Source organism: Caulobacter sp. GW821-FHT10C03 (assembly GCF_059415485.1).
The window spans coordinates 229,154-253,591 of the sequence record NZ_JBWKNI010000005.1; the positions used below are offsets into that span (position 1 = coordinate 229,154).

The window sequence follows — 24,438 nt, forward strand, 5'->3', positions numbered from 1 at the left end:
CTTACTTCTTCTCCAGCCGGGCCACGAGGCTCGACGTATCCCAGCGGCTGCCGCCCAGGTCCTGCACCTCGCCGTAGAAGCCGTCGATCAGCTTGGTGACCTCCAGGGTCGCGCCGTTGCTGGCCGCCTCGTCCAGGGCGATGCCCAGGTCCTTGCGCATCCAGTCGACCGCGAAGCCGAACTCGAACTCACCGCGCGACATCGTCCCCCAGCGGTTCTCCATCTGCCAGGACTGGGCCGCGCCCTTGGAGATCGCCGCCAGCACGTCGTCGGTCGGCAGGCCGGCGCGCTTGGCGAAATGCAGCGCCTCGGCCACGCCCTGGACCACGCCGGCGATGGCGATCTGGTTGCACATCTTGGTCAGTTGGCCAGCGCCCGACGGCCCCATGCGGCGCATGGCCTTGGCGTAGACGTTGAGCACCGGCTCGGCCGCCGCGTAAGATCCCTCGTCGCCGCCGACCATGATCGTCAGCTGGCCGTTCTCGGCCCCCGCCTGGCCACCGGATACTGGCGCGTCGAGGAAGCCCACGCCCTTGGCGGCGCAAAGCTCCGCCATCTCGCGGGCCACCTTGGCCGAGGTGGTGGTGTGGTCGACGATGATCGCGCCGGCTTCCAGCGCCGGCAGGATCTCGCCCACCACGGCGCGGACGTCGTCGTCGTTGCCCACGCACAGGGCGACCAGCTGCGCGCCCTTCGACGCCCCGGCGATGGTCGGATCGCTGCCGCCGCCGTGCTTTTCCACCCAGCGGGCGGCTTTCTGCGCGGTGCGGTTATAGACGGTCACGTCGTGGCCGGCGGCCTGCAGGTGGCCCGCCATCGGAAAGCCCATCACTCCCAGGCCGATGAACGCCGTCTTCATGCGCGAGACTCCTTGCCGCACCCTGCGGTTTCGGAGCCGTGTCTGGCCCCTCGGGCCTGCGATCGCAACGCCATTTTAACGTCCTGCCTTCAGGTTGCCCCGACAGGGTTAAGCAGGCTTAAGCACGATGGCGTCGACCGGCGAAGCGCCGATCATCATCAAGAAGATCAAGAAGGGCGGCGGTCATGGTCACCATGGCGGCGCCTGGAAGGTTGCGTATGCCGACTTCGTGACGGCGATGATGGCCTTCTTCCTGCTGATGTGGCTGCTCAACACCACGAGCCCCGAGCAGAAGCAGGGCATCGCCGACTACTTCGCCCCCGCCTCGATCTCGTCCAGCACCAGCGGCTCGGGCGGCATTCTCGGCGGCACCTCGCTCGGCGACGACGGCGCCAAGGCCGACGGCAAGATGTCGGTCGTCCAGCAGATGGCCCCCGAGGCTCCCGACCAGACCAACCAGGACGGCCAGTCCTCGACCACCGCCAGCCTCGACTCGGCCAGCGAGCAGGCCCTGCGCGACGCCCTGGCCAAGAAGGAGCAGGACAGCTTCGCCTCTGCCGCCCAGTCGCTGCGCCAGTCGCTGCAGGACATGCCCGAACTGGCCGAACTGTCGAAGCAGATCATGATCGACCAGACCCCGGAAGGCCTGCGCATCCAGCTGATCGACCAGGAAGGCCGCTCGATGTTCAAGGAAAACAGCAAGGAGCCCAACGACCGGGCCCGCCTGCTGCTGCGCGCCGTGGCCAAGGTCATCAACCAGCTGCCCAACCGCATCACCGTCTCGGGCCACACCAGCGCCGACGCCCGCGGCCGCAAGGCCGACAGCGACTGGTCCCTGTCGGCCCAACGCGCCGACTCCTCGCGCCAGATCCTGCGCGGGGCCGGCGTCGACGACGACCGCATCTACCAGGTGTCGGGCAAGGCCAATTCCGAGCCCCTCTACGCCGACGATCCCACCCTGGCCGGCAACCGCCGGATCTCCATCGTCCTGTTGCGCGAAAAGCCCGTCCTGCCCGACAACCTGTGACCGTATGACGCGTCACGCGTTTGTCCTGCTTGCACAACGGCTCGGCATGCCGCCTAATCACCCTTGAGGCATAGGCGGGGGCCTGGCCGGAGGAAGGGGACAGGGACGACGTGACGCAGCATTTTCCGACGCGACAGCTTCGGTTCTTCCTGACGGCGCCGACCCCATGCCCGTACCTGGCCGGCCGCCAGGAGCGGAAGGTCTTCACGCACCTGCCCCTGTCCGACGGCCCCGGCGTCAACGACGGCCTCACCCAGGTCGGCTTCCGCCGCTCCCAGAACATCGCCTACCGCCCGGCCTGCGAGACCTGCCGCGCCTGCCAGTCGGCGCGCGCGCCCGCGGTCGACTACGAATTCTCGCGCTCTGAGCGTCGCGCCCTGAGCCGCAACGGCGACCTCGTTCGCCACCTGGTCGAGGCCGAGGCCACGCTGGAGCAGTTCGAGCTGCTGCGCCGCTACCTCGTCGCCCGTCACGCCGACGGCGGCATGGCCGAGATGACCTGGCCCGACTATGTCGCCATGGTCGAGGACACCGCTGTCCGCACCCACCTGATCGAATACCGCCGCCCGTCGGTCGATCGCGGTCCGGGCGAACTGGTGGCCTGCGTGCTGGTCGACGTGCTCGCCGACGGCCTGTCGCTGGTCTACAGCTTCTACGACCCGACCGAGGTCCGTCGGAGCCTCGGCTCCTTCATCATCCTCGACCACATCGTCCAGGCCCGCCTGACCGGCCTGCCCTACGTCTATCTGGGCTACTGGGTGCCGGGGTCGGAGAAGATGGCCTACAAGGCCAAGTTCTCGCCGCTGGAGATCCTCAAGCCCGGCGGCTGGTCGCTGATGTCGGCCCGCGAACGCGGCGCCCGCCCGCCCAAGGCCGCCCCCGCGCCTGCCGTGCGCGAGGTCGAGCTGTCGGACGCCGTGCCGCTGACCGAACTGCCGGCGGCGGGGAAGCCCTAGCCTTCCTCCGGCTCACGCGGCGGTGGATGAAACCCATCCGCGCGACACCCTGGATTTACATGGCGCAGGTTGCGACCTCATGATCGGAGGAACACCCAGTTCCCCGAGGTCAACGTCTTGCATTGCTCACGGCTCACGATCCCCCTGCTCGCCTCGCTCGCCGTCCTGGCGGGCTGCGATCGTGTTAGGTCAAACACGCTCCTGAGCGACTGGCGGCCAACCGACCGGCAAATCGCCAAGGTCGACGCGGCGCTGGCGCGGTTCCAGAGCGACCCCAAGTTCAAGGCAGTGCGGCTCTTCGCTCCCGGCGAAGCTCATGACCGGACCTATTACGGCAACTCGCAGTACGGCGAACGCCGGATCTACGTCGCCCTGTCCGCCAAGCCGCCCCTGCTGAACGCGCCCAAGACCCAGCACAGACCCGCGACCCGTCCGCTCGCCCCGGATCTCTGCGCCGTCGTCGTGGCGGTCTACCGGGTGAGCATCGACGAGGTCATCGAGGAGAAGTGCCTCGACAAGCGGTTCTCCCGCTGAGCCCTGGACCCAACTGGGGAGAGGTGATTTTACCGCGACCAGGCCACCCCGCCGTCGACCGTGATCGTCGACCCCATCACATAGTCCCCCGCCCGCGAAGCCAGGTAGATCGCCGCGCCGGCCATGTCCTCGGGCTCGCCGATACGGCCGGCCGGGATGTGCTTGGCCACGGCGTCGGCGTGGTCGCGGGCGACGCGGTTCATGTCGCTGGGAAAGGCGCCCGGCGCGATGGCCGAGACGGCGATGTTGTCGGCCGCCAGGCGCAGGGCCATGCGCTTGGTCATGTGGATCAGGCCGGCCTTGCTGGCCCCGTAGGGATAGGTCTCCTCCTTGGTCACCGACAGGCCGTCGATCGAGGCGATGTTGATCACTTTGGCCACGCGGGCCTTGGCCGCTTCGCGCAGCGGACCGATCAGGGCCTGGGTGAGGAAAAACGGGGTCTTCATGTTGAGGTCGACGGTCTTGTCCCAGCCGGCCTCGGGAAACTCGTCGAAGGCCGCGCCCCAGGCCGCGCCAGCGTTGTTCACCAGGATATCGAGCTTCTTCTCACGCTCGGTGATCCGCGCCGCCAGGCCCTGCACGCCCTCCAGGGTCGAGATGTCGCCCGGCAGCGACACGCACTCGCCGAACTCCGACAGCTCCTCGGCCGCCGCGTCACAGGCGCCGGCCTTGCGGGCGGTGATGTAGACCCTCGCCGCGCCGTAGCGCAGGAAGCCCTCGGCGATCATCCGGCCGATGCCGCGCGACCCGCCGGTGACGAGCGCCACCCGGCCCTCGAGGGAGAACATTTCCAGCATTAGCGTTTCCTCCGCGCCCGTTCTTCCGGGCTTATTTTTCAGGGTTGGTGAGCGCCTGGTAGACCAGGGTCGCCGTGCGTTCGTCGAGATTGCGCAGGGCCGGGTCGCCGTCCTTGCCCAGCACGTGGATCATGCCCAGGAAGATCAGGTCGTTGGCCGGGTCGATCCAGAACCAGGTGCCGGCCGCGCCGCCCCAGCTGTAGGTCCCCTTCCCCGCCAGCGTCCCGGCCCGGGCCGGATCGGTGACGACCATGAAGTCGAGGCCAAAGCCCTTGCCGGTGGCCTTCGAGAACCCGGCCTTGGGATCGTCCAGGATCGCGTCGGGCAGGTGATCCGACGCCATCAGCTTCACCGTCGCCGGCGACAGGATGCGCACGCCGTCCAGCGCGCCGCCGTTCAGCAGCATCTGGGCGAAGCGGGCGTAGTCGGTGCAGGTCGAGACCAGCCCGCCGCCGCCCGAGGCCACGACCGGCGGCTTGGTGATGTCCAGCACCATGAAGCCCTCGGCCGGGACGATCTTCTTGTCCTTGCCGCTCCACATGTAGAGGTCGGCCAGGCGGTAGAACTTCTCCGGCGGCAGCGAGAAGCCGGTGTCCCGCATCTTCAGCGGCGTAAAGATGCGCTTCTGCATGAAGTCCGGCAGGCTCTGGCCCGACAGCTTCTCGACGATGAAGCCCTGGATGTCGACGCCGACGCTGTACTTCCACTGCTTGCCCGGCGGGCCGTAGAGCGGCAGCTTGGCGACCTTCTCGACGAACTCCTGGCCGCTCTTGGAGCTCAGCACCCCGGTCGAGACATAGGCCTTGTCGACCGGATTGTCGGGGTTGAGGCCATAGGCGAAGCCGGCCGTGTGGCTCATGATCTCGCGCATGGTCGGCGGCCGGTCGGCGGGCTCGGTGACGAACGAGCCGTCGGCGTTGACGCCCTTGTAGACCCGCAGGTTGGCGAACTCCGGGATGTACTTGGTCACCGGGTCGTCGAGACGCCACCTGCCCTCCTCGAACAGGATCATCATCGCCACGCCCGTGACCGGCTTGGTCTGGGAATAGATGCGGAAGATCGTGTCCTTGGTCACCGGCGGCCCGTCATAGGCCTGGACGCCGTAGGTCTCGAAACTGACCACCTTGCCGTGGCGGATGAGCATGGTGCTGGCGCCCGGCAGATGCCCCTCGGCGACCAGGCTCTTCATCAGGGCGTCGAGGCTCTTCAGCCGTTCGGGCGAGACGCCGACGCTCTGCGGCGCGGCGGTCGGCAACGCCGGCTTCGGGGCGGCCAGGACGGGCGATGCGCCCATCGCCCCACCCATCGCCAGAGAGAAGGCCAGGGCCGTCGCCAACCCGAAACGCCGCCCAAAACCCTGCATCGCCATACATCACCCCAAACAGCCGTTTGGAGGCGACCTTACCGGGGATTGCGACAGGTGCAATCACGCCTTGGAAGAGCGGGATGGTGTCAGGAAGGGGAGCGGAGGTTTTCCGCGATCCCCTCCCCCTTGATGGGGGAGGGGCAAGGGTGGGGGTGGTGCGGCGTCAAACGCCTCGCCGCCGCCGATTCAGTAGTCACCCCCATCCCCGACCCTTCCCCCATCAAGGGGGAAGGGAGAAAGGGAAGACCGCCTACTTCTTCTTTTTGGCGTTCGCGGCCACGGCCAGGAACATCGTCCCCACGCCGCAGAACACCGCGAACAGGGCGATGAACACCGCCGTCGACTTCTTCGAGTCGCCGTCGGCCGCATGGGCCAGTGTCGGCGCCGCCAGGATGAACGCGCCGGCCAGCAGCGACTTGATGGTCTTCATCGGAAAAGCCCCCTCACAAGAATACTGCGGGGAGCTAGCCCGCTTTCCACCATCGCGACAAGCCGACGCCAGACTTCTACTTCGCCGAGAACAGCGCCTTGTCGATAGCCTCGGCCATCAGGGCGTAGCCTGCGTCGTTGGGGTGCAGGTGATCGCCGCCGTGGGTCTCGACGCGCAGCTGGCTGGGCTTGGCCGGGTCGCGCAGCACCGCGTCGAAGTCGACGATCCCGTCGAACTCGCCGCTGGTGCGGATCCAGGCGTTGACCGCCTGGCGCGTGGCCTCGCCCTTCTCGTGGTAATAGGCCGCGCCCTCGAACGGCGGGATGACGCCGCCATAGATCTTCACGCCGCGCGCGTGGGCCCGGGCGATCAGCTGGCGGTATCCGGCGATCAGGTCTTCAGGCGTCACCGCATCGGCGGCGAAGCCCGGCTGGGCCGGACGGCCGATGTCGTTGATGCCTTCCAGCAGGAACACCGCCTTCAGGCCCGCCACGCTCAGAACGTCGCGGTCGAAACGCGACAGGGCGCTGGGTCCCGACACCTCGCGCAGCAGCCGCCCGCCGCCGACGCCCATGTTGACGACGCTCCAGCCCTCGCCGCGCGCGGCCAGCCGCTGGGCCAGCTGCTCGGGATAGCCCTTGTCGGCGTTGGCGGTCGAGCCGGAGCCCTCGGTGATCGAGTCGCCGATCGCCACCAGCACCTGCGCCTCGCCCGCGCCTCGCACCTCGACGCCGCTGACCAGACCCGGACCGCGCAGGGTCTCCTCGCCCGGGATCAGGCTCTTGGCGACGTGGTTGCCGGACGGGGCCACGAACAGGCGCACGCGGTGGCCGGCGGGAGCCTGGGTCCCGACATAGAAGATCGCCACCGACACCCGGTCCATGGCCTTGACCGGCAGGGCGACCGGATCGGTCAGCAGCGGCGCGCCCGGCGCCAGGGTGAACTCGGACTTGCCGCCCACGGTCACCGCGACCGGCGCGCCCAGGATCTTGCCGTCGGCGTCGGCCGGGGCGACCGTGATCGCCCCCACCGCCAGCGGGCGCTCATTGAGTTCGTTGGACAGCCGCAGCCGCAGCGCGTCGCCGCCGGCGTTCAGCCGCATGACCTGGCGCACCGTGACGTCGGTGAAGGCCCGCGCCTCCCCCGGCCGGGCCACGGCCTGCGGCGCGATCGGCGCATTGCCCCAGGCGCTGCGCCAGGCCGGCGCGGTCGCGGCGGCGGCGGCGGGACGGGCTTTCGAAGCTTTCGAGGGGGCGGCCAGCAGCGGCGCGCTCGGGGCCAGGGCCAGAACCAGGGCGGCGGACAGAAGAAGTCGTTTCACGGCGTTTCCCCACGCAACGGCGGTTGACGTCCGCCACTTCAGTGATATTCTCAATATATCGATCAATTGTCCATATTGTGAGAATTGATCGTTGGATCGAGTTCGATCCTTCCCCGTTCTGCCTGACCTCGTTCCCCCTGAGGTCGCAGGAGCGCCGGCTTGGCCAGCGCTCCTTTCTTTTTGCCTGAACGGCTCCCGGCCCCATTCACTCCGTGAAATCCCCGCGAAAGCGGGGACCTAGGCGTTTTCTGAAACCCGCAGCGCTCGACGATAAAACGCCTGGGTCCCCGCTTTCGCGGGGATTTTACGGGAGATGAACCGTCTAAGGCCGCCCCGCGCAGCTGGGCTCGCCGCGCGCCGAGGCGTCGGCCACACCCGGCAGCACCAGCTTGGAGACCGGAACCTTCGCCCCCCGCAGGCCCTTGGCCACGATGCCGGCCGCCATGCGCGCGCCCAGCTCGTTGGGGTGGGTGGTGTCGTTGATCCCTTCGGGGTGGCTGGCGATCTTGTCGGCCGCCGAATAGATCATGAAGCGCTTGGCGCCCTCGGCCTCGCCCATCTTTTGCAGGGCGGCCTGGCTTTCCTTGTCGAGATCGATCAGCGGGGTCTTCGTTTCAGCCGCCACCCGCCGCACGGTCGCCGAATAGGGACCGTGGGTGTCCTGGATCTGGCCGTCCTTGAAGATCAGCTTGGCGATCGGGGTGATCAGCACCGGCTTGGCCCCGGCCGTCCGCACGTCGGCCACGAACCGGCGCAGGTTGTCGGCATAGGCCCCGTTGGGATCGGTGAAGCGGACGATCTTCTTGGTGTCGGCGTCGTTGTGGCCGAACTGGATCAGGACGGTGTCGTCCTTCTTCAGCTGCGCCATCAGCACCGCCCACAGCCCCTCCTCCTGGAAGGTCTTGGTCGAGCGGCCGCCGCGGGCCAGGTTGACGATCTCCGCCTCCGGCTTCAGCGAGCACTTCAGCACCATGCCCCAGCCCATCTGCGGGAAGCTGCGGGCGCTGTAGTCGGCGGCGGTGGAGTCGCTGGCGATGACGATACGGTTCGGATCGGCCAGGGCGGCGGGCGCCGCCCCCAGCACGAGAGCGAGCGCGAGGGCGGCGGCGGTTTTCATCAGCGGGTCTCCGCCAGGATGGAACGATCGATCTCGGAGACGGAATTGACGCCGGTCAGGGCCATGGCCACCCGCATCTCCTTCTCCATCAGGTCGAGCAGCTGGGTCACCCCCGCCTGCCCGTTGGCCGCCAGGGCGTAGACGGCGGCCCGGCCCAGCAGCACGCCCTTGGCCCCCAGGGCCAGCATCCGCACCACGTCGAGGCCCGAACGCACGCCGCCGTCGGCCAGCACCGTCAGCTTGTCGCCCACGGCCTCGGCGATGGCCGGCAGGGCCTTGGTCGAGGACAGCACCCCGTCCAGCTGGCGGCCGCCGTGGTTGGACACCACCACCCCGTCGGCGCCGATGTCGGCGGCGGCCTTGGCGTCCTCGGGATCGAGCACGCCCTTGATGATCAGCGGCCCCTTCCAGGACTCGCGGATCCATTCCAGGTCCTTCCACTGGATCGAGGGGTCGAAGTTCGCCCCCAGCCAACCCATGAAGTCCTCCAGGCCGGTATTGCCCTTCAGCACCGGGGCCACATTGCCCAGGGTATGGGGGCGGCCCATCAGGCCGACGTCCCACGCCCATTGCGGCCGGCCCACGGCCTGCAGCATCCGGCGGAGCGAAGCGTTCGGACCGCTCATGCCCGAGTGGGCGTCGCGATAGCGGGCTCCCGGCACGGGCATGTCGACGGTGAAGACGAGCGTGCTCGCCCCCGCCGCCGCCGCCCGCGCCAGGAGGTCGCGCATGAAGGCGCGATCCCGCAGCACATAGAGCTGGAACCACAGCGGCCGGCTGGAAGCCGCCGCCACTTCATCCACGTCGCACACCGACACCGTCGACAGGCACAGCGGCACGCCCTTGGCCGAAGCCGCGCGCACCGCCTGGCACTCGCCCCGACGGGCGTACATGCCCGTCAGGCCGACCGGGGCCAGCACCACCGGCATGGACTGCTCCACGCCGAACAGGCTGGTCGCCGTCGAGACCCTGGACACGTCCTTGAGCACCCGCTGGCGCAGGGCCAGGTCGGCGAGGTCGGAGACGTTGCGGGCCAGGGTCCGCTCGGCATAGGCGCCGCCGTCGATGTAATCGAACAGGAAGCGCGGCAGCTTGCGCCGCGCCGCCTCGCGGAAGTCGGTGGTCGACGAGATGATCACGGGACTACTGCAGGTTCACGAACGCGCCGCCGTCCACCAGCAGGGCCGCGCCGGTGACATAGTTGGCCAGGTCTGAGGCCAGGAACACGATCGGGCCGGCCAGGTCGTCGGGCTCGCCCAGGCGGCCCAGCGGGATGCGGCCGCTCATGTATTCGCGCTTGGCGACGTCGGCCAGGTCTTCCTTGTTGATCGCGGTCTCGATCGTGCCCGGCAGCACCGAGTTGCAGCGAATGCCGTACTTGCCGAGCGCGATGGCGGTCGACTGCATCAGGCTGTGCACGCCGGCCTTGGTCGGGGTGTAGTGCGTCTGCATGCCGCCGCCGACCAGGGCGCTGATCGAAGAAACGGCGATGATCGAACCGCCGTGGCCCTGCTTGACCATCTGGTTGGCCGCCGCCTGCACCATGTAATAGGCGCCGTGCAGGTTGACCTTCATGGTCCGCTCAAGAACCTCGGGCGGCATGTCGAGGAAGGCGTGGAACGGGCAGATGCCGGCGTTGTTGACGAAGACGTCGACCTTGCCGAAGGCCTCGACGGCCGCGTCGACGAAGGCCTTGGCCGTGGCGACCTCGGCCACGTCGCCCTTCACGGCGATGGCGCGACGGCCCAGGGCCTCGATCTGCGCCACGGCGTCGGCCGCGCCGGCCTCGTCGGAGTGGTAGTTGATCGCCACGTCGGCGCCATGACGCGCGGCGCCGATGGCGGCCGCCTTGCCGATGCCGCCCGAGGCGCCGGTCACCAGCACCACCTTGTCCTTCAGAAGCATAGTTCCTCCGTCATACATACGCGCGGGAGGCGTCAGGTCTTGGCGCCCGAACCCCGCTTACCGTTCCAGCCCAAATCGCGGCTGATCGCGTCGGCGGCCAGGCGGACGTCGTCCACCAGGCCGGTCATCCGTTCGTCGTCCATGTACTGAGCAGCGCCCGAGACGCTGATCGCGGCGACGATCTGACCGCCCGCCCCGCGCACGGGCGCGGCCACGCAGCGGATGCGGTCTTCATTCTCTTCAAGGTCGAAGGCGACCCCGCGCTGGGAGTAGTCGCGCATCCACGCGATCCACTGCTCTTCATTGGGCGCGCCGGCGGCGGCCGGGCCTTCCTTGCGATAGAGCGCCCGCCAGCGGGCTTCCTCGTCGTCCAGCACCAGGGCCTTGCCCAGGCCGGTCGAGCGGATCGGCTGGCGATCGCCCACGCGCGAGGAGATGTTGATGCGGCGGCGGCCGGTCAGCTTGTCCAGATAAAGAGCGCGGTCGTCGTCGAGCACGCCCAGGTGGACGGTGTCTTCAAGCTCTTCCCACAGCTTTTCCAGGTGCGGGCGCGCCACGCGCGGCAGGTCCATCTGCTGGCTGGCCAGATAGCCCAGCTCGAGCAGCTTGGAGCCAAGGCTATAGCCTTCGCGCGGCGTTTGGGTGAGCATACGCCGTTCGACCAACGCCGTGGCCAGTCGGTGGGTGGTGCTGCGGGTCAGGCCGAGTCGCGCGGCCAGGGCCGGCAGGCCGATGGCGCCCGCATCGGCCACCACGTCGAGCACGTCCAGGCCGCGAAACAGCGTCTGGCTGCCGCTTGGGCTCTTGGTCGCCGCGCCTTCGTCGTCAGCCACTGGTTCCGCTCCCCTTGACGTGCTGGGTTTCATTTTGTAGCACTACCTCTCATAATATGGAACGCAAGACAAGGGCTCGCTTCGCGACTCTTCGGGTCACGGATCTACCGCGGCGAGCGTGTCATACGATGTTCTGGGGAGGTAGCGCGAACATGTGTTCGCGCCGTTCGGCGGCCCCGCTGGCGCGCCCTCCCCCGGTTTGGGGTTGATCCGGTCGAGCGACCGGGCGTTGTTGGAGCACTAGGATGCCGCTTCCCTTGATCAAGCATGTCCGGGCCTTCGTGGTCCGCGGCGGCGGCGCTGATTATCACGACCAGGGCGAAGGCCACTGGATCGACGATCACATCGCCACCCCGATGTCGCGCTATCCGGAATATCGCCAGAGCCGCCAGAGCTTCGGCATCAACGTGCTGGGCACCCTGGTCGTCGAGATCGAGGCCGTCGACGGCACGATCGGCTTCGCGGTGACCACCGGCGGCGAACCGGCCGCCTTCATCGTCGAAAAGCACCTGGCCCGTTTCCTGGAAGGCCGCGACCCGACCGAGGTCGAGAAGATCTGGGACCAGATGTACTTCTCCACCCAGTACTACGGCCGCAAGGGCCTGGTCGTGAACGCCATCTCGGGCGTCGACCTGGCGCTCTACGACCTGCTGGGCAAGCTGCGCCAGGAGCCGGTCTACGCCCTGCTGGGCGGCAAGGTCCGTGACGAACTGACCTTCTACGCCACGGGCGCGCGTCCGGACCTGGCCAAGGAGATGGGGTTCATCGGCGGCAAGATGCCCCTGCACCACGGCCCGGCCGAGGGCGAGGAAGGCCTGCACAAGAACATCCAGGAACTGGCCACCATGCGCGAGCGCGTGGGCGAGGACTTCTGGCTGATGTTCGACTGCTGGATGTCGCTGGACCTCAACTACGCCACCAAGCTGGCCCACAAGGCTCACGAGTTGGGCCTGAAGTGGATCGAGGAGGCCCTGAGCCCCGACGACTACTGGGGCTATCGCGACCTCAAGAAGAACGCCCCCAAGGGCATGCTGGTCACCACCGGCGAGCACGAAGCCACCCGCTGGGGCTTCCGCATGCTGCTGGAGATGGAATGCTGCGACATCATCCAGCCGGACGTGGGCTGGTGCGGCGGCGTCACCGAACTGATCAAGATCGCCAACCTGGCCGACAGCAAGGGCGTGATGATGATCCCGCACGGCTCGTCGGTGTACAGCTACCACTTCGTCATCACGCGCCATAACAGCCCGTTCGCCGAGTTCCTAATGATGGCGCCCAAGGCCGACGAAGTCGTGCCGATGTTCCATCCGCAGCTGATCGGCGAGCCCGTGCCGGTCAACGGCAAGCTCAAGCTCGGCGACGCGCCCGGCTTCGGCGTCGAGCTGAACCGCGACATCGCCCTGCACCGTCCCTATCCGCGGTAATCCGCGCCTTTCCTCCCCCATTTCCCCCTAGAGCCAGAAGATCATGAAACTGCTGCGTTACGGCCCGCGGGGCGCCGAAAAGCCCGGTCTGCTCGACGCCGAAGGCAAGATCCGCGACCTGTCGGGCCACGTGTCCGACATCACCGGCGCCGAGCTGTCGCCCGAGGGCCTGGCCAAGATCGCCGCCATCGACCCGGCCACCCTGCCGGTGGTCGAAGGCTCGCCGCGCTACGGCGTGCCGATCGGCAATGTCGGCAAGTTCCTGGCCATCGGCCTGAACTTCGCCGACCACGCCAAGGAAGCCGGCCTCGAGCCCCCGCCCGAGCCGATCTTCTTCACCAAGGCGATCTCGTGCCTGAACGGCCCGAACGACCAGGTCATGCTGCCCAAGGGCGCCGAGAAGGGCGACTGGGAAGTCGAACTGGGCGTCGTGATCGGCAAGCGCGCCCGCTATGTCGAGCAATCCGAAGCCCTCGACTACGTCGCCGGCTACGTGCTGGTGAACGACGTCTCCGAGCGCGCCTTCCAGAAGGAGCTCGGCTCCCAGTGGGACAAGGGCAAGGGCTGCGACACCTTTGGCCCGGTCGGCCCGTGGGTCGTCACCGCCGATGAGGTCGGCGACTGCCAGAACCTCGACATGTGGCTCGACCTCAACGGCAAGCGCATGCAGACCGGCAACAGCAAGACGATGATCTTCGGCGTCGCCGAACTGATCGCCTACATGAGCCGCTTCGTCACCCTGGAGCCGGGCGACATCCTGACCACGGGCACCCCTCCGGGCGTCGGCGAAGGCCAGAAGCCGGAAAAGATCTTCCTCAAGGCCGGCGACGTCATGGAGCTGGGCATCGAGAAGCTCGGCAGCCAGCGCCAGGAAGTCATCGCCTGGACCAAGGAAGGCGTCTCGTGACCGTCTACGCCAACCGCTTTGCAAACCGCGCCGCCGTCATCACCGGCGGCGCCTCGGGCCTGGGCAAGGAAACCGCCCGCCGCCTGATCGCCGAAGGCGGCAAGGTCGCCCTGTGGGACGTCAACGCCGAGGCCCTGAAGGCCGCCGCCGAAGAGATCGGCGCGACCTTCACCTACGCCCTGGACGTCTCCGACGAAGCCCAGGTCGCGGCCGCCACGGCCGCCAGCCTGGAGGCCCTGGGCAAGATCGACGTGCTGGTCAACTCGGCCGGCATCACCGGCGCCACCGTGCCGGTGCACGAGTTCCCGCTCGACAGCTGGAAGCGCGTCATCGACATCAACCTGAACGGCCTCTTCTACTGCTGCCGTTCGGTGGTGCCGCACATGCTGGCGGCCGGCTACGGCCGCATCGTCAACGTCGCCTCGGTGGCCGGCAAGGAAGGCAACCCGAACGCCAGCGCCTATTCGGCGTCGAAGGCCGGCGTGATCGGCCTGACCAAGTCGCTGGGCAAGGAACTGGCCGGCAAGGGCGTGATCGCCAACGCCCTGACCCCCGCCACCTTCGAGAGCCCGATCCTCGAACAGCTGCCCGCCAGCCAGGTCGAGTACATGCGCTCGAAGATCCCGATGGGCCGCCTCGGCGAAGTCGAGGAAAGCGCCGCCATGGTCTGCTTCATGGCCAGCGAAGAGTGCAGCTTCACCACCGCCGCCACCTTCGACACGTCCGGCGGCCGGACCACCTTCTAAGCTTTTGTATCCGGGCTCGTCCGCCCTTCGGGGCGGGCGGGTTCAAAGGGAGGAACCATGGCGTACGCGGGTCCGATCATCGACGCCCACATGCACCTGTGGGACCTCGACAAGCACTACTATTCCTGGCTGCAGGACGACCCGCTGCCCAACAATCCGGCCGGCGACATGAGCCTGATCGCCGGGAAGGACTACCTGCCCGCCGACTACGCCGCCGACGCCCTGCCCTGGCGCGTCCAGAGCCTGGTTCACGTCGAGTGCGGCCTGCCGACAGACAAGCAGCTCTCCGAGACCGACTGGTTGGAAGGCCTGGCCGAGGCCGGCGCGCCCATCGGGGCCATCGTCGCCGGGGCCAACCTGGACGATCCCAACGTCGAGCTGCTGCTGGAAGCCCACGCCGAGCGCCCGCGCGTTCGCGGCATCCGCCAGATCGTCAATTTCCACGAGGACCCGGCCAAGACCTACGGCCCGTCCGACCTGCTGCTGAACGACCAGTGGCGCCGGGGTTTCGCGCTGCTGGCCGACCATGGCCTGTCGTTCGACCTGCAGCTCTATCCCTCGCAGATGGCGACGGCGGCCGCCCTGGCCGACGCCCATCCCGACATCCCGCTGATCGTCAATCACGCCGGCATGCCGACCGACCGCGACGAGGCGGGTCTCGCCCTCTGGCGCGCCGGCCTCGCGGACCTCGCCAAGCGCCCCAACGTCTCGTGCAAGATCTCGGGCCTGGCCATGGTCGATCGCGCCTGGACGGTGGAAAGCCTGCGCCCGTTCGTCCTCTACGTGATCGAGGCCTTTGGCCCCGAACGCAGCATGTTCGCCAGCAACTTCCCGGTCGAGAAGGTGCACGGAAGCTTCGACGCCTTCTACTTGGCCTACGACGCCATCACGGCCGATTTCAGCGACGCCGACCGCCAGCGCCTGTTCGCCGGCACGGCCGCCGACATCTACCGCATCGCCTGACAACCATAAAAAGACGCCCGGAGGACACCCCATGAGCAGCAAGATCGAAGGTCGCCCGATCGCCTTCCGCATGCAGCTGAAGGCCGGCGTCGCCGCCGAGTACGAGCGCCGTCACGACGAGCTGTGGCCGGACCTGGCCGAGGCCCTGCGCGGCGCGGGCATCTACGACTATTCGATCTTCCTCGACGAAGAGACCATGAGCCTGTTCGCCGTGCTGCGCCTGAAGCCGGACAACAACAAGGACGCCCTGCCCCTGCAGCCGGTGATGAAGCGCTGGTGGGACTTCATGGCCGACCTGATGGAGGTCCACCCCGACAACAAGCCCGTCGAGTGGCCGCTGAAGCCCGTCTTCTTCTTCGAGGGCTGAAGACCGTGAAGCGCACCGCTTTCCTCGGCCTCGCCGCCGCCCTGCTCGCCACGACGGCTCTGGCCGAGCCGACGCGCTACGTCATGACGGCGTTCACCAACGCCAGCCAGTCGAACATGAGCATCTACGACTCGGCCGACGGCACGCGCTTCACCCTGCAGAAGCCGCTGGCCTACACCCCGCCCAAGGGTCTGATCCGCGACCCCAGCGTGCTCAAGCGCAAGGACGGCTTCTACTACGTCGCCTACACCACCGGCTGGACCGGCAACACGATCGGCCTGGCCCGCAGCAAGGACCTGGTCGACTGGACCTTCCTGCGCGACGTCACAATCGACGTGCCCGGCGTCACCAACAGCTGGGCGCCCGAGTGGTTCGTCGACCAGGACGGCTCCGAGCACCTGATCCTGTCGGTCTCGACCACCGGCATCGGCGGGCAGTTCCAGCCCTACCGGATCACCGCCCAGGACGCCGACCTGACCGCCTGGAGCGCGCCGCGCCCGCTGTCGGGCATGGGCCCCAACTACATCGACGCCTTCGTCGTGCGCGAAGGCTCGCAGTACCAGGCCTTCGCCAAGAACGAGACCACCAAGTACATCGAGCTGCTGACCGCCCCGTCGCTGGACGGCCCCTGGCAGGTCAAGGGCGGCGGCGACTGGGCCGGCTGGGGCAAGTTCCTCGAAGGCCCCGCCGTCACGCGTACCCCTGAAGGGGCCTGGCGCGTCTATTTCGACGAGTACATGGCCAAGCGCTACTGGTACTCCGACAGCAAGGACGGCTTCCGCACCTGGACCAAGAAGCAGGAGCTGCCCGAGCTTTCCGGCACGGTCCGCCACTTCACCGTCCTCAAGGAAGGCGGCGACCAGGCGGTCGCGGCCAAGCCGGCTGAAGCGCACAAGATCACCTGGGACAAGTACTCCCTGAAGGTCGACGGCAACCGCATCTACTCCTGGGGCGGCGAGTTCCACCCCTTCCGCGTGCCCAGCCCCGACCTGTGGCGCGACATCCTCCAGAAGATGAAGGCCAGCGGCTACAACACCGTCGCGATCTACATCGACTGGGGCTACCACTCGCCCAAGCAGGGGGTCTACGACTTCAGCGGCGTGCGCGACATCGACCGCGTGCTGACCATGGCCAAGGAAGAAGGCCTCTACGTCATCACCCGCGCCGGGCCCTATGTGAACGCCGAGCTGACGCGCGGCGGCTTCCCCGGCTGGCTAGTCAACCAGCAGGCCCGCGCCCGCACCGACGCGCCGGAATACGTCCAGGCCGCCGACGAGTGGCTGAGCCAGATCAACAAGGTCATCGCCCGCCACCAGCTGACCACCGGCCAGGGCACGGTCATCGCCCACCAGATCGAGAACGAGCTCGACGTCGTCGGCGCCCCGCAGCAGCGCTACATGCAGTGGCTGGCCGACAAGGCCCGCGCCGACGGCATCACCGTTCCCCTGTTCCACAACGACAAGGGCCGCAACGGCTACTGGGTGCCCAAGGACTCCAAGGTCCCCGGCACGGTGGAAGGTCCGACCGACCTCTACGCCTTCGACGGCTATCCGGGCGGCTCGTGCAAGGTCGACTCCACGCCGTCGGCGGCCGGTGTCGCGCCCGACTGGGGCCTCTACGGCGCCGGCGGAGCCAAGGGCGGCGCCTCGGCCAGCCCCAACACCCCCGGCTTCGCCGCCGAGTTCGGCGGCGGCTGGTTCGACTACTGGGGCAGCAACGGCGACTACGACTGCACCGCCATCCATCGCGGCATCGGCTATCAGCGGGTGTTCTACGGAACCAACATCGCCAACGGCCTGACGATCCAGAGCTTCTACATGACCTATGGCGGCACCTCGTGGGGCTGGCTGCCGGCCCCGGTGGTGTTCAGCTCCTACGACTACGGCTCGGCCATCGACGAGGCCCGCGGCCTCCGCGACAAGGCCCGCGTCATGAAGCAGATGGGCCAGTTCCTGAACGCGGTTCCGGACCTGACCCGCATGGACAAGGGCGAGTTCGTCACGGTCTCGAACGACAAGGTCCGCGTCTACCACAACATCAACACCGAGACCGGCAGCCACCTCTATGTGGTGGTCCACAATCCCAGCAGCGCCACCGGCGACGAGAGCTTCACCTTCAAGCTGAAGACCCGCGACGGCGAGTACGTGGTCCCCTCGCGGATCAAGGGCCAGGACAGCAAGATGCTGATGGCCAGCTACGACCTGGGCGGCCAGCGGCTGGTCTATTCGACCTCGGAAATCCAGACCCACCTGCCCTGGAACGGCGGCGACCTGGCCCTGCTTTACGGCCGCGCCGGCGAAGCGGGCGAGACCGTGCTGCGCTACGCGCAGGCCCCCAAGGTCGAGGTGCTGGAAGGCGACGTCACGTCCGCCTTCAACGCCGCCAAGGGCGACCTGAAGCTGACCTACCAGCACACGGGCCTGGCCCGCGTGCGCATCACCGGCGGCGGCCGTCCGCCGCTCGTGCTGCTCCTGGCCGACGAGGCGACGGGCCAGACCTTCTGGCGCCAGGACACGCCTGCCGGCCCGACCCTGCAGCGCGGCCCCGGCCTCGTCCGCACCGCCGCCGTCAAGGGCGGCGTGCTGTCCCTGACCGGCGACACCGAGACCGATAGCCCGCTGGAAGTCTTCGCCCCCAAGGGCGTCAAGTCCGTCCGCTGGAACGGCGCCGCCGTCGCCGCCAAGGCCACGGCCAGCGGCTCGCTGCTGGCGTCCAAGGCCCTCCCCGGCCCTGCCGCCGTCAACGTTCCCGACCTCGCCAAGCTCGACTGGAAGACCGCCGCCGGCTCGCCCGAGTCCGACCCGGCCTTCGACGACAGCGCCTGGGCCAAGGCCGAGGGCAAGCGCGGCGGCTCCACCGTGCGTCCGCCCACCGGCCAGCCGGCGCTCGACATGAGCACCCACGGCTTCCACAACGGTGACGTCTGGTACCGCGGCCGCTACAAGGGCCGCGCCGACATCGACACCCTGACCCTGCACTACGGCGCCGGCGGCGCGGGCCTGCTGCAGGTCTGGCTGGACGGCAAGTTCCTGGGCCAGCACGAGCTGGACGGCGGCCTGCCCCGCCCGATCACCACGGGCGTGGCGACTTTCAAGCTGCCCGACGACCTGCGCGGCGATGGCGAGCACGTGCTGTCGGTGATGGTGCGCAACAACGGCCACAACTGGGACCTCGACGCCGACGACTTCCACAAGGAAGCCCGCGGCCTGGTCTCGGCCTCGCTGTCGAGCCCCACCAGCTACAGCTTCGCCGTGCCGATCGCCTGGAAGATCCAGGGCAACAAGGGCGGCGAAGACATCGCCGATCCAGTGCGCGGCTCGCTGAACGAAGGCGGCCAGTACGGCGAGCGGAACGGCTGGCACCTGCCGGGCTTCCCCGACCAGAGCTGGGCCAAGGCCGACATGGCCGCCACCGTCCCCTACGCCGGCACCACCTGGTATCGGACGAACTTCGATCTGGCCCTGCCCAAGGACCAGGACGTGACCCTGGGCCTGACGATCGGCGATCCGAAGACCCCGCGCTCGCCGGGCCGCTACCGCGTGCTGATCTTCGTCAATGGCTGGAACATGGGCCAGTTCATCGCCCATGTCGGCCCGCAGCGGACCTTCGTCCTGCCGAGCGGCATCATCGATGAGCACGGCAAGAACACCATCGCCCTGGCCGTGACCAGCGACGGCGCCCCCGGCGACGCCCTGGAAGCCGTCAAACTCGAAGTGCTGCGCAACGTGGAAGGCGGCGCCCCCGTCGCCCGCGTCCCCGCGCCGAACTACAAACAGTAGGCCCCCGCCTACCGCCAGACCTACCCTTTAGGAGACTACCGTGCCCAATCTCGCACACGGCATCGAGGCCAAGGACGTCAAGGCCAAGATCGCCCTTCTGATCAGCAACCTCGTCGACATCACCGACGAGACGGGCGAGTTCCTGCTGCGCCTCGACGACGGCCGCGTCATCGACACCAAGGGCTGGAACGACTGGGAATGGACCCACGGCGTGGGCCTCTACGGCCTGTGGAAGCAGTACGAGATGTACGGCGACGAGCGCGCCTTCGACATCATGACCAAGTGGTTCGCCGACCGTTTCGAGGCCGGCACCCCGACCAAGAACATCAACACGGTCTCGCCGTTCCTGACCCTGGCCTATCTGTACGAGGCCACCGGCGACCACACCTACATCCCCTATCTCGAGACCTGGGCCGACTACGTCATGTACGAGGGTCCGCGCACCGAGGAAGGCGGCTTCCAGCACATCGTCTTCAACAGCGAGAACCCGCAGCAGCTGTGGGACGACACGCTGATGATGAGCGTGCTGCCGCTGGCCAAGATCGGCCTGCTGCTCGACCGCCCCGACTTCGTCGAGGAGGCCAAGCGCCAGTTCATGGTCCACATCAAGTATCTGGCCGACCGCAAGACCGGCCTGTGGTTCCACGGCTGGACCTTCGAGGGCCGTCACAACTTCGCCGACGCCCTGTGGGCGCGCGGGAACTGCTGGGTGACGATCGCCATCCCGGAATTCATCGAGCTGCTCGACCTGAAGCCGGGCGACGGCCTGCGCGCCTTCCTGATCGACGCCCTGGAAGCCCAGATCAAGGCCCTGACCGAGTACCAGGACCAGGAAACCGGCCTCTGGCACACGATCATCAACGACAAGACCTCGTACCTGGAAGCCTCGGCCACGGCCGGCTTCGCCTACGGCGTCCTGAAGGCCGTCCGCAAGCGCTACATCGGCAAGGAATACGAAGCCGTCGCCATCCGCGCCATCAAGGGCGTGCTGGCCAATATCGACGACGCCGGTGAACTGCAGCAGGTCTCGTTCGGCACCCCGGTGTTCGACACGATCCAGGGCTACAAGGACATCCCGCTGACCTCGATGCCCTACGGCCAGTCGCTGGCCATGCTGGCCCTCGGCGAGTTCCAGCGCGCCTTCATCTAGGACTGACGACTTCTGGGCCGTTCCCAACCACCGTGTGTCCCCGCGAAGGCGGGGACCCAAGCCGAGCCAACCGGGCAAGCACTGGAAACGCAGCTTGGATCCCCGCCTTCGCGGGGATGATCGGAAAAGGGGACGGCTCAACGCCTAAGGCCCGTCAGAGGCCTTTCTGAATACCTTGGGAATGAAACGAACATGGCCACGCCAGACCCCCGCAAACCGTCCTGGGTCACCTATTGGGGCTGGGGCTCCGGCGACATGCTGGGGGCCGGCGCGCAAGCCGTGATCACCGGCTGGCTGGCCTACTTCTTCATCACCTTCTGCGGACTGTCGCCGGTCGAGACCGGCCTGATCCTGGGCCTGCCGCGCCTGCTCGAGGCGATCACCTGCCCGCTGATCGGCTACATCTCCGACAACCTGCGCCACACCTGGATCGGCCGGAAGGTCGGGCGGCGGAAGATCTTCCTGCTGGCGACCATCCCGCTGCTGCCGGCCTTCGCCCTGATCTTCGTCACCGGCAAGCCGTTCCTCTACTACCTCGTGACCTTCATCTTCTTCGAGTTCGTCTACACGATGTTCCTGATCCCGTGGGAAACCCTCGCGGCGGAAATGACGAAGGATTACAAGGAGAAGGCCAAGTTCGCCGGCGTGCGCATGATGGTCGCCCAGACCTCGGCGATCCTGGCTTCCTACCTGCCGACCCTGATCATCAACCACTTCGGCGGCAAGGACAGCCCCAACACCTTCCTGATCATGGCGGCCATCTTCGGCGGCCTGTTCAGCCTGGTGGTGCTGCTGGTGGTGCTGTTCACCTGGGAGCGCCCCTACACCGAGGAAGAAAAGCTGATCCAGCCCGAACCCATGGACTGGAGCAAGGCCGCCCTGATCCCGGTCAACATGTTCCGCGACCTGTTCTCGACCCTGAAGCTGAAGGCCTTCCGCCAGCACCTGTCGCTCTATCTGGGCGGCTACATCAGCCAGGACATCTTCAACACCGCCTTCCCGCTGTTCGTGGCCACGGTGATGGTCGGCTCGACCCTGGTGATCTCCCAGGCCATGACCATGATGTACGTGGCCCAGCTGATCTCGGTGATGGTCGCCATCCGCGTGATCATCAAGACCGGCCCGACCGCCGCCTACCGCATGGCCATCAGCTTCGTCGGCGCGGCCCTGCTGCTGTTCCTGGGCTTCTACCTGGTCAAGCCGGCCGGCTTCTCGGCCGGCGTGGCGGCGCTGAACGGCAACATCTTCACCGCCCTGCCCGGCGCGGCGGGCTTCAACCCCACCGTCCTGCTGTGGCTGTTCCTGCCGATCATCCTGGCGGGCCTGGGCCGCGGCACGCTGAACTTCGTGCCCTGGGGCGTCTACAACTACCTGCCCGACGTCGACGAGGCCGTCACCGGCCTGCGCCGCGAAGGCATCTTCGCCGGGGTCATGACCTTCGTCCGCAAGATCGCCCAGTCGGGCGCCATCCTGCTGACCACGAGCCTGATCGGCCTGGGCGGCTTCGTCTCGGCCGCCAAGGGCGCCCCGCCCGTCCAGCAGTCGCCGGAAGCCATCCGCGCCCTCGTTTTGGTCATGGTCGGCGGCCCGCTGATCGTGATGATCGCCGGCATGGTCATCTCCTGGAAGTTCCGCCTCAACGCCAAGACCCACGAGGTGCTGGTCCACGAAGTCGAACGCCTCCGCGCCGGCGCCGTCGAAGCCGAAAGCCCCGAGTCCAAGGCCATCGTCGAAGACCTCACCGGCTGGAAGTACGAGACCCTCTGGGGTCGCGGCGCCAAGGCCAAACCGGCGGTCGCCAGCGACCAGATCCCGGACATCACCTGACCAAGAGCCCTCTCCCCTTGCGGGAGAGGGTGGCCTCCGAAGGAGGTCGGGTGAGGGGTCTCTCAAAAGCAAGACGCCGCGAAAGCTGATCAGCTTTCGCGGCGTTTTCCGTTTGAGAGACCCCTCATCCGTCGGCTTCGCCGACACCTTCTCCCGCAAGGGGAGAAGGAAACTTACGCCGCTTCCGCTTGGCTCCACCGCGCCACCGTCTCGAGCAACCGCATCGGGTTGATCGGCTTGCCCAGGTGGTCGTCCATGCCGGCGGCCAGGCAGTTGGCGACCTGTTCGGGCAGCACGTTGGCGGTCATGGCGACGATCGGCGTGTGGCGGCCGGCGTGCTCCAGGGCGCGGATGCGGCGGGTGGCGGTCAGGCCGTCCATCACCGGCATCTGCACGTCCATCAGCACGAGGTCATAGGCCTTGCCGGCCTTGAAGGCGTCGACCGCCCCCACCCCGTCGACGGCCGTCTCGACCTCGACGTCGAACGGCGCCAGCAGCGCCCCGATCAGCTCGCGGTTGGCCGGATTGTCCTCGACCAGCAGCACCCGGGCCGGCCGTTCCAGCGCCGCCGGCTGGGCGGCGACCGGAATGTCGGCGACCGTCTCGGTGATCGGCAGGTCGACCTCGAACCAGAAGGTCGAGCCCTTGCCCGGCGTGCTCTCCACGCCGATGCGGCCGCCCATGGCGTCGATGATCCGCTTGCAGATCGCCAGGCCCAGGCCCGTGCCGCCGAACCGCCGCGAGACGCCGGCGTCGGCCTGGATAAAGCGCTCGAACACCGCCTCGTGCATGTCGCCCGGCACGCCGATGCCGGTGTCGCGCACCTCCATCCGCAGGCGCTGGCCGACCGCCGAGGTCTCCTGGCTGACCGAGATCAGGATCCGCCCCTCGCTCGTGAACTTCACGGCGTTGGACAGGAAGTTCAGCAGCACCTGGTTCAGGCGCGCGGCGTCGCCGACCAGGGGTTTCAGACCCGGTCCGAACTCGACCAGCACCGGCAGGCCCTTCTCCTGGGCCTGGGTCTCGATCAGGGCGGCGGCCGAGCGGGCCATGTCGCAGGGGCGGAAGGGTTCGGCGTCGAACTCCAGCCCCGCCTCCAGGCGCGAGAAGTCCAGCACGTCGTTGATCACGCCCAGCAGGGTGTTGCTGGCCTCGTGGATCAGCCGCACCTGCCGCGCGTCGGTCTCCGACAGGGCCGACGACTGCCGCAGCAGGCCCGAAAAGCCGATGATCGCCGTCAGCGGCGTGCGCAGCTCGTGGGTCATGTTGGCCAGGAAGTCGGCCTTGGCGGCGGCGGCCGACTGGGCCTCGTGCGCGGCCTGGGCCAGGTCTTCGGCCAGGCGCTTGCGCTCGGTGACGTCGCGGCTGGTGGCGATGAAGCCGCCGCCGTCCTCGGCCGGCACCAGCGAATAGGTGCTCTCGATCCAGATCCGCGTCCCGTCCTTGCGGCGGAAACGGTATTCGAGCGTGCGGGTGTCGGCCGGCCCCTTCAGCTCGCGGATGGCCGCCACCGCCTTGGCCCCGTCCTCGTGATCGACGCCCAGCAGGTTCGGCGCGACCAGGAACTCCTCGGGCGTGTAGCCGGTGAGGCGCTCGATGGCGGGCGAGTTGTAGAGCCGCTTGCCCTCGCGGTTCCACAGCGACAGGGCGTCGGTCAGGTTGTTGGCCAAGATGCCGTACAGCGACTCCTGCTCGCGCAGCCGCGCCAGGGCGCGCTCGGCCTCCAGCCGCCGCCGTTCGGCCTCCTCGGCCGACTGGCGCTGCACCCTCAGGCTTTCGTACAGGTCGCGCTTGGCCGCCTTCAGGTTCAGGCGCTGGTGGTGAAGGAAATAGACGAGCGGCCCGCCGGCGACCGCGACGATGGTCATCGTCATCCACGGCGTGAAGATGTACGGCCGCGCCAGCAGCACCACGTTCACCACGTAGTCCGTCCCGACCGCCAGGAGCGCCACGACGGCGATGGTGGCGAGGGTGCGAAGGATGCTGGCTCTGAACATGACCCCAGGATCGACGGCGCGACGGATCGAACGGCTCGACCCACCCCCGTTTGTCCATCATCTAGGAGTCCGAGGTGCTAAAATCGAAGCCTCGGAAGCCTTCGAAACGCCCATCGCGACGCTAGGCCGCAGG

General features: G+C 67.9%; 21 protein-coding genes. 11 read left to right on the forward strand and 10 right to left on the reverse strand.

Annotation, left to right across the window (positions count from 1 at the left end; genetic code table 11):
• Position 1: 1 nt before the first annotated feature.
• Positions 2 to 859, reverse strand: coding sequence for an NAD(P)-dependent oxidoreductase (locus tag AC07NG_RS08710; RefSeq protein ID WP_494593363.1), 858 nt, complete (start codon positions 857 to 859; stop codon positions 2 to 4).
• Between the two features lie 127 nt (positions 860 to 986).
• Between AC07NG_RS08710 and AC07NG_RS08715 the strand changes: the two genes are divergently transcribed.
• The 3 genes from AC07NG_RS08715 (at position 987) to AC07NG_RS08725 (ending at position 3,376) form a co-directional block, all read left to right on the forward strand.
• Positions 987 to 1,886 carry a flagellar motor protein MotB gene (locus tag AC07NG_RS08715; RefSeq protein WP_487288271.1) on the forward strand — a complete coding sequence of 300 codons (900 nt, stop codon included), beginning with the start codon at positions 987 to 989 and terminating at the stop codon, positions 1,884 to 1,886.
• Between the two features lie 110 nt (positions 1,887 to 1,996).
• Complete coding sequence (locus tag AC07NG_RS08720) at positions 1,997 to 2,842, forward strand: arginyltransferase (protein WP_492856024.1); 846 nt, start codon at positions 1,997 to 1,999, stop codon at positions 2,840 to 2,842.
• A gap of 117 nt (positions 2,843 to 2,959) precedes the next feature.
• The gene (locus AC07NG_RS08725) at positions 2,960 to 3,376 is read left to right on the forward strand and encodes a hypothetical protein (protein ID WP_494593366.1); all 417 of its coding nucleotides are present in this window, start codon (positions 2,960 to 2,962) and stop codon (positions 3,374 to 3,376) included.
• Between the two features lie 29 nt (positions 3,377 to 3,405).
• On the opposite strand, the gene AC07NG_RS08730 is transcribed toward AC07NG_RS08725, so the two are convergent.
• From AC07NG_RS08730 to AC07NG_RS08765, 8 genes are all read right to left on the reverse strand, one after another.
• Positions 3,406 to 4,173: an SDR family oxidoreductase gene (locus AC07NG_RS08730; RefSeq protein ID WP_494593368.1), complete on the reverse strand. Its 768-nt coding sequence runs from the start codon at positions 4,171 to 4,173 to the stop codon at positions 3,406 to 3,408.
• A gap of 31 nt (positions 4,174 to 4,204) precedes the next feature.
• A complete protein-coding gene (locus tag AC07NG_RS08735; protein WP_494593370.1) occupies positions 4,205 to 5,467 on the reverse strand; it encodes a serine hydrolase domain-containing protein in 1,263 nt (420 codons plus the stop codon).
• Between the two features lie 322 nt (positions 5,468 to 5,789).
• Positions 5,790 to 5,969 carry a hypothetical protein gene (locus AC07NG_RS08740; protein WP_492856020.1) on the reverse strand — a complete coding sequence of 60 codons (180 nt, stop codon included), beginning with the start codon at positions 5,967 to 5,969 and terminating at the stop codon, positions 5,790 to 5,792.
• Positions 5,970 to 6,045: 76 nt separating this feature from the next.
• Complete coding sequence (locus tag AC07NG_RS08745; protein ID WP_492856019.1) at positions 6,046 to 7,290, reverse strand: SGNH/GDSL hydrolase family protein; 1,245 nt, start codon at positions 7,288 to 7,290, stop codon at positions 6,046 to 6,048.
• Between the two features lie 322 nt (positions 7,291 to 7,612).
• A complete protein-coding gene (locus AC07NG_RS08750; protein ID WP_494593373.1) occupies positions 7,613 to 8,407 on the reverse strand; it encodes a rhamnogalacturonan acetylesterase in 795 nt (264 codons plus the stop codon).
• On the reverse strand, positions 8,407 to 9,546 hold the full coding sequence (lldD, locus tag AC07NG_RS08755) for an FMN-dependent L-lactate dehydrogenase LldD (RefSeq protein ID WP_492856017.1): 1,140 nt from the start codon (positions 9,544 to 9,546) through the stop codon (positions 8,407 to 8,409). Before lldD ends, AC07NG_RS08750 begins: the two co-directional genes overlap by 1 nt.
• 4 nt (positions 9,547 to 9,550) lie before the next feature.
• On the reverse strand, positions 9,551 to 10,312 hold the full coding sequence (gene lra1 / locus AC07NG_RS08760; protein WP_494593375.1) for an L-rhamnose 1-dehydrogenase Lra1: 762 nt from the start codon (positions 10,310 to 10,312) through the stop codon (positions 9,551 to 9,553).
• Positions 10,313 to 10,344: 32 nt separating this feature from the next.
• A complete protein-coding gene (locus AC07NG_RS08765) occupies positions 10,345 to 11,178 on the reverse strand; it encodes an IclR family transcriptional regulator (RefSeq protein ID WP_110122024.1) in 834 nt (277 codons plus the stop codon).
• A 212-nt stretch (positions 11,179 to 11,390) separates the two neighbouring features.
• Here AC07NG_RS08765 and rhmD point away from each other — a divergent pair, with 212 nt between their 5' ends.
• From rhmD to AC07NG_RS08805, 8 genes are all read left to right on the forward strand, one after another.
• A complete protein-coding gene (gene rhmD / locus AC07NG_RS08770; RefSeq protein ID WP_487288284.1) occupies positions 11,391 to 12,569 on the forward strand; it encodes an L-rhamnonate dehydratase in 1,179 nt (392 codons plus the stop codon).
• 43 nt (positions 12,570 to 12,612) lie between these two features.
• Positions 12,613 to 13,476, forward strand: a complete 864-nt coding sequence (locus AC07NG_RS08775; RefSeq protein ID WP_110122026.1) for a 2,4-didehydro-3-deoxy-L-rhamnonate hydrolase — start codon at positions 12,613 to 12,615, stop codon at positions 13,474 to 13,476.
• Positions 13,473 to 14,222 (forward strand): SDR family NAD(P)-dependent oxidoreductase, encoded by a 750-nt coding sequence (locus tag AC07NG_RS08780; protein ID WP_487288285.1) that lies wholly within the window; start codon positions 13,473 to 13,475, stop codon positions 14,220 to 14,222. The genes AC07NG_RS08775 and AC07NG_RS08780 overlap by 4 nt, the downstream gene beginning before the upstream one ends.
• Before the next feature lie 57 nt (positions 14,223 to 14,279).
• Positions 14,280 to 15,185: an amidohydrolase family protein gene (locus AC07NG_RS08785; RefSeq protein WP_494593378.1), complete on the forward strand. Its 906-nt coding sequence runs from the start codon at positions 14,280 to 14,282 to the stop codon at positions 15,183 to 15,185.
• 31 nt (positions 15,186 to 15,216) lie between these two features.
• Complete coding sequence (locus tag AC07NG_RS08790; RefSeq protein WP_110122029.1) at positions 15,217 to 15,552, forward strand: L-rhamnose mutarotase; 336 nt, start codon at positions 15,217 to 15,219, stop codon at positions 15,550 to 15,552.
• A 5-nt stretch (positions 15,553 to 15,557) separates the two neighbouring features.
• Positions 15,558 to 19,331 (forward strand): beta-galactosidase, encoded by a 3,774-nt coding sequence (locus tag AC07NG_RS08795; RefSeq protein WP_494593380.1) that lies wholly within the window; start codon positions 15,558 to 15,560, stop codon positions 19,329 to 19,331.
• A gap of 40 nt (positions 19,332 to 19,371) precedes the next feature.
• A complete protein-coding gene (gene bglB / locus AC07NG_RS08800) occupies positions 19,372 to 20,481 on the forward strand; it encodes a beta-galactosidase BglB (protein WP_109099342.1) in 1,110 nt (369 codons plus the stop codon).
• Positions 20,482 to 20,673: 192 nt separating this feature from the next.
• Positions 20,674 to 22,308: an MFS transporter gene (locus AC07NG_RS08805; protein WP_494593382.1), complete on the forward strand. Its 1,635-nt coding sequence runs from the start codon at positions 20,674 to 20,676 to the stop codon at positions 22,306 to 22,308.
• 173 nt (positions 22,309 to 22,481) lie between these two features.
• Here the strand turns inward: AC07NG_RS08805 and AC07NG_RS08810 are convergent, their stop codons facing one another.
• Positions 22,482 to 24,305 (reverse strand): hybrid sensor histidine kinase/response regulator, encoded by a 1,824-nt coding sequence (locus AC07NG_RS08810; RefSeq protein WP_494593384.1) that lies wholly within the window; start codon positions 24,303 to 24,305, stop codon positions 22,482 to 22,484.
• Positions 24,306 to 24,438 lie beyond the last annotated feature (133 nt).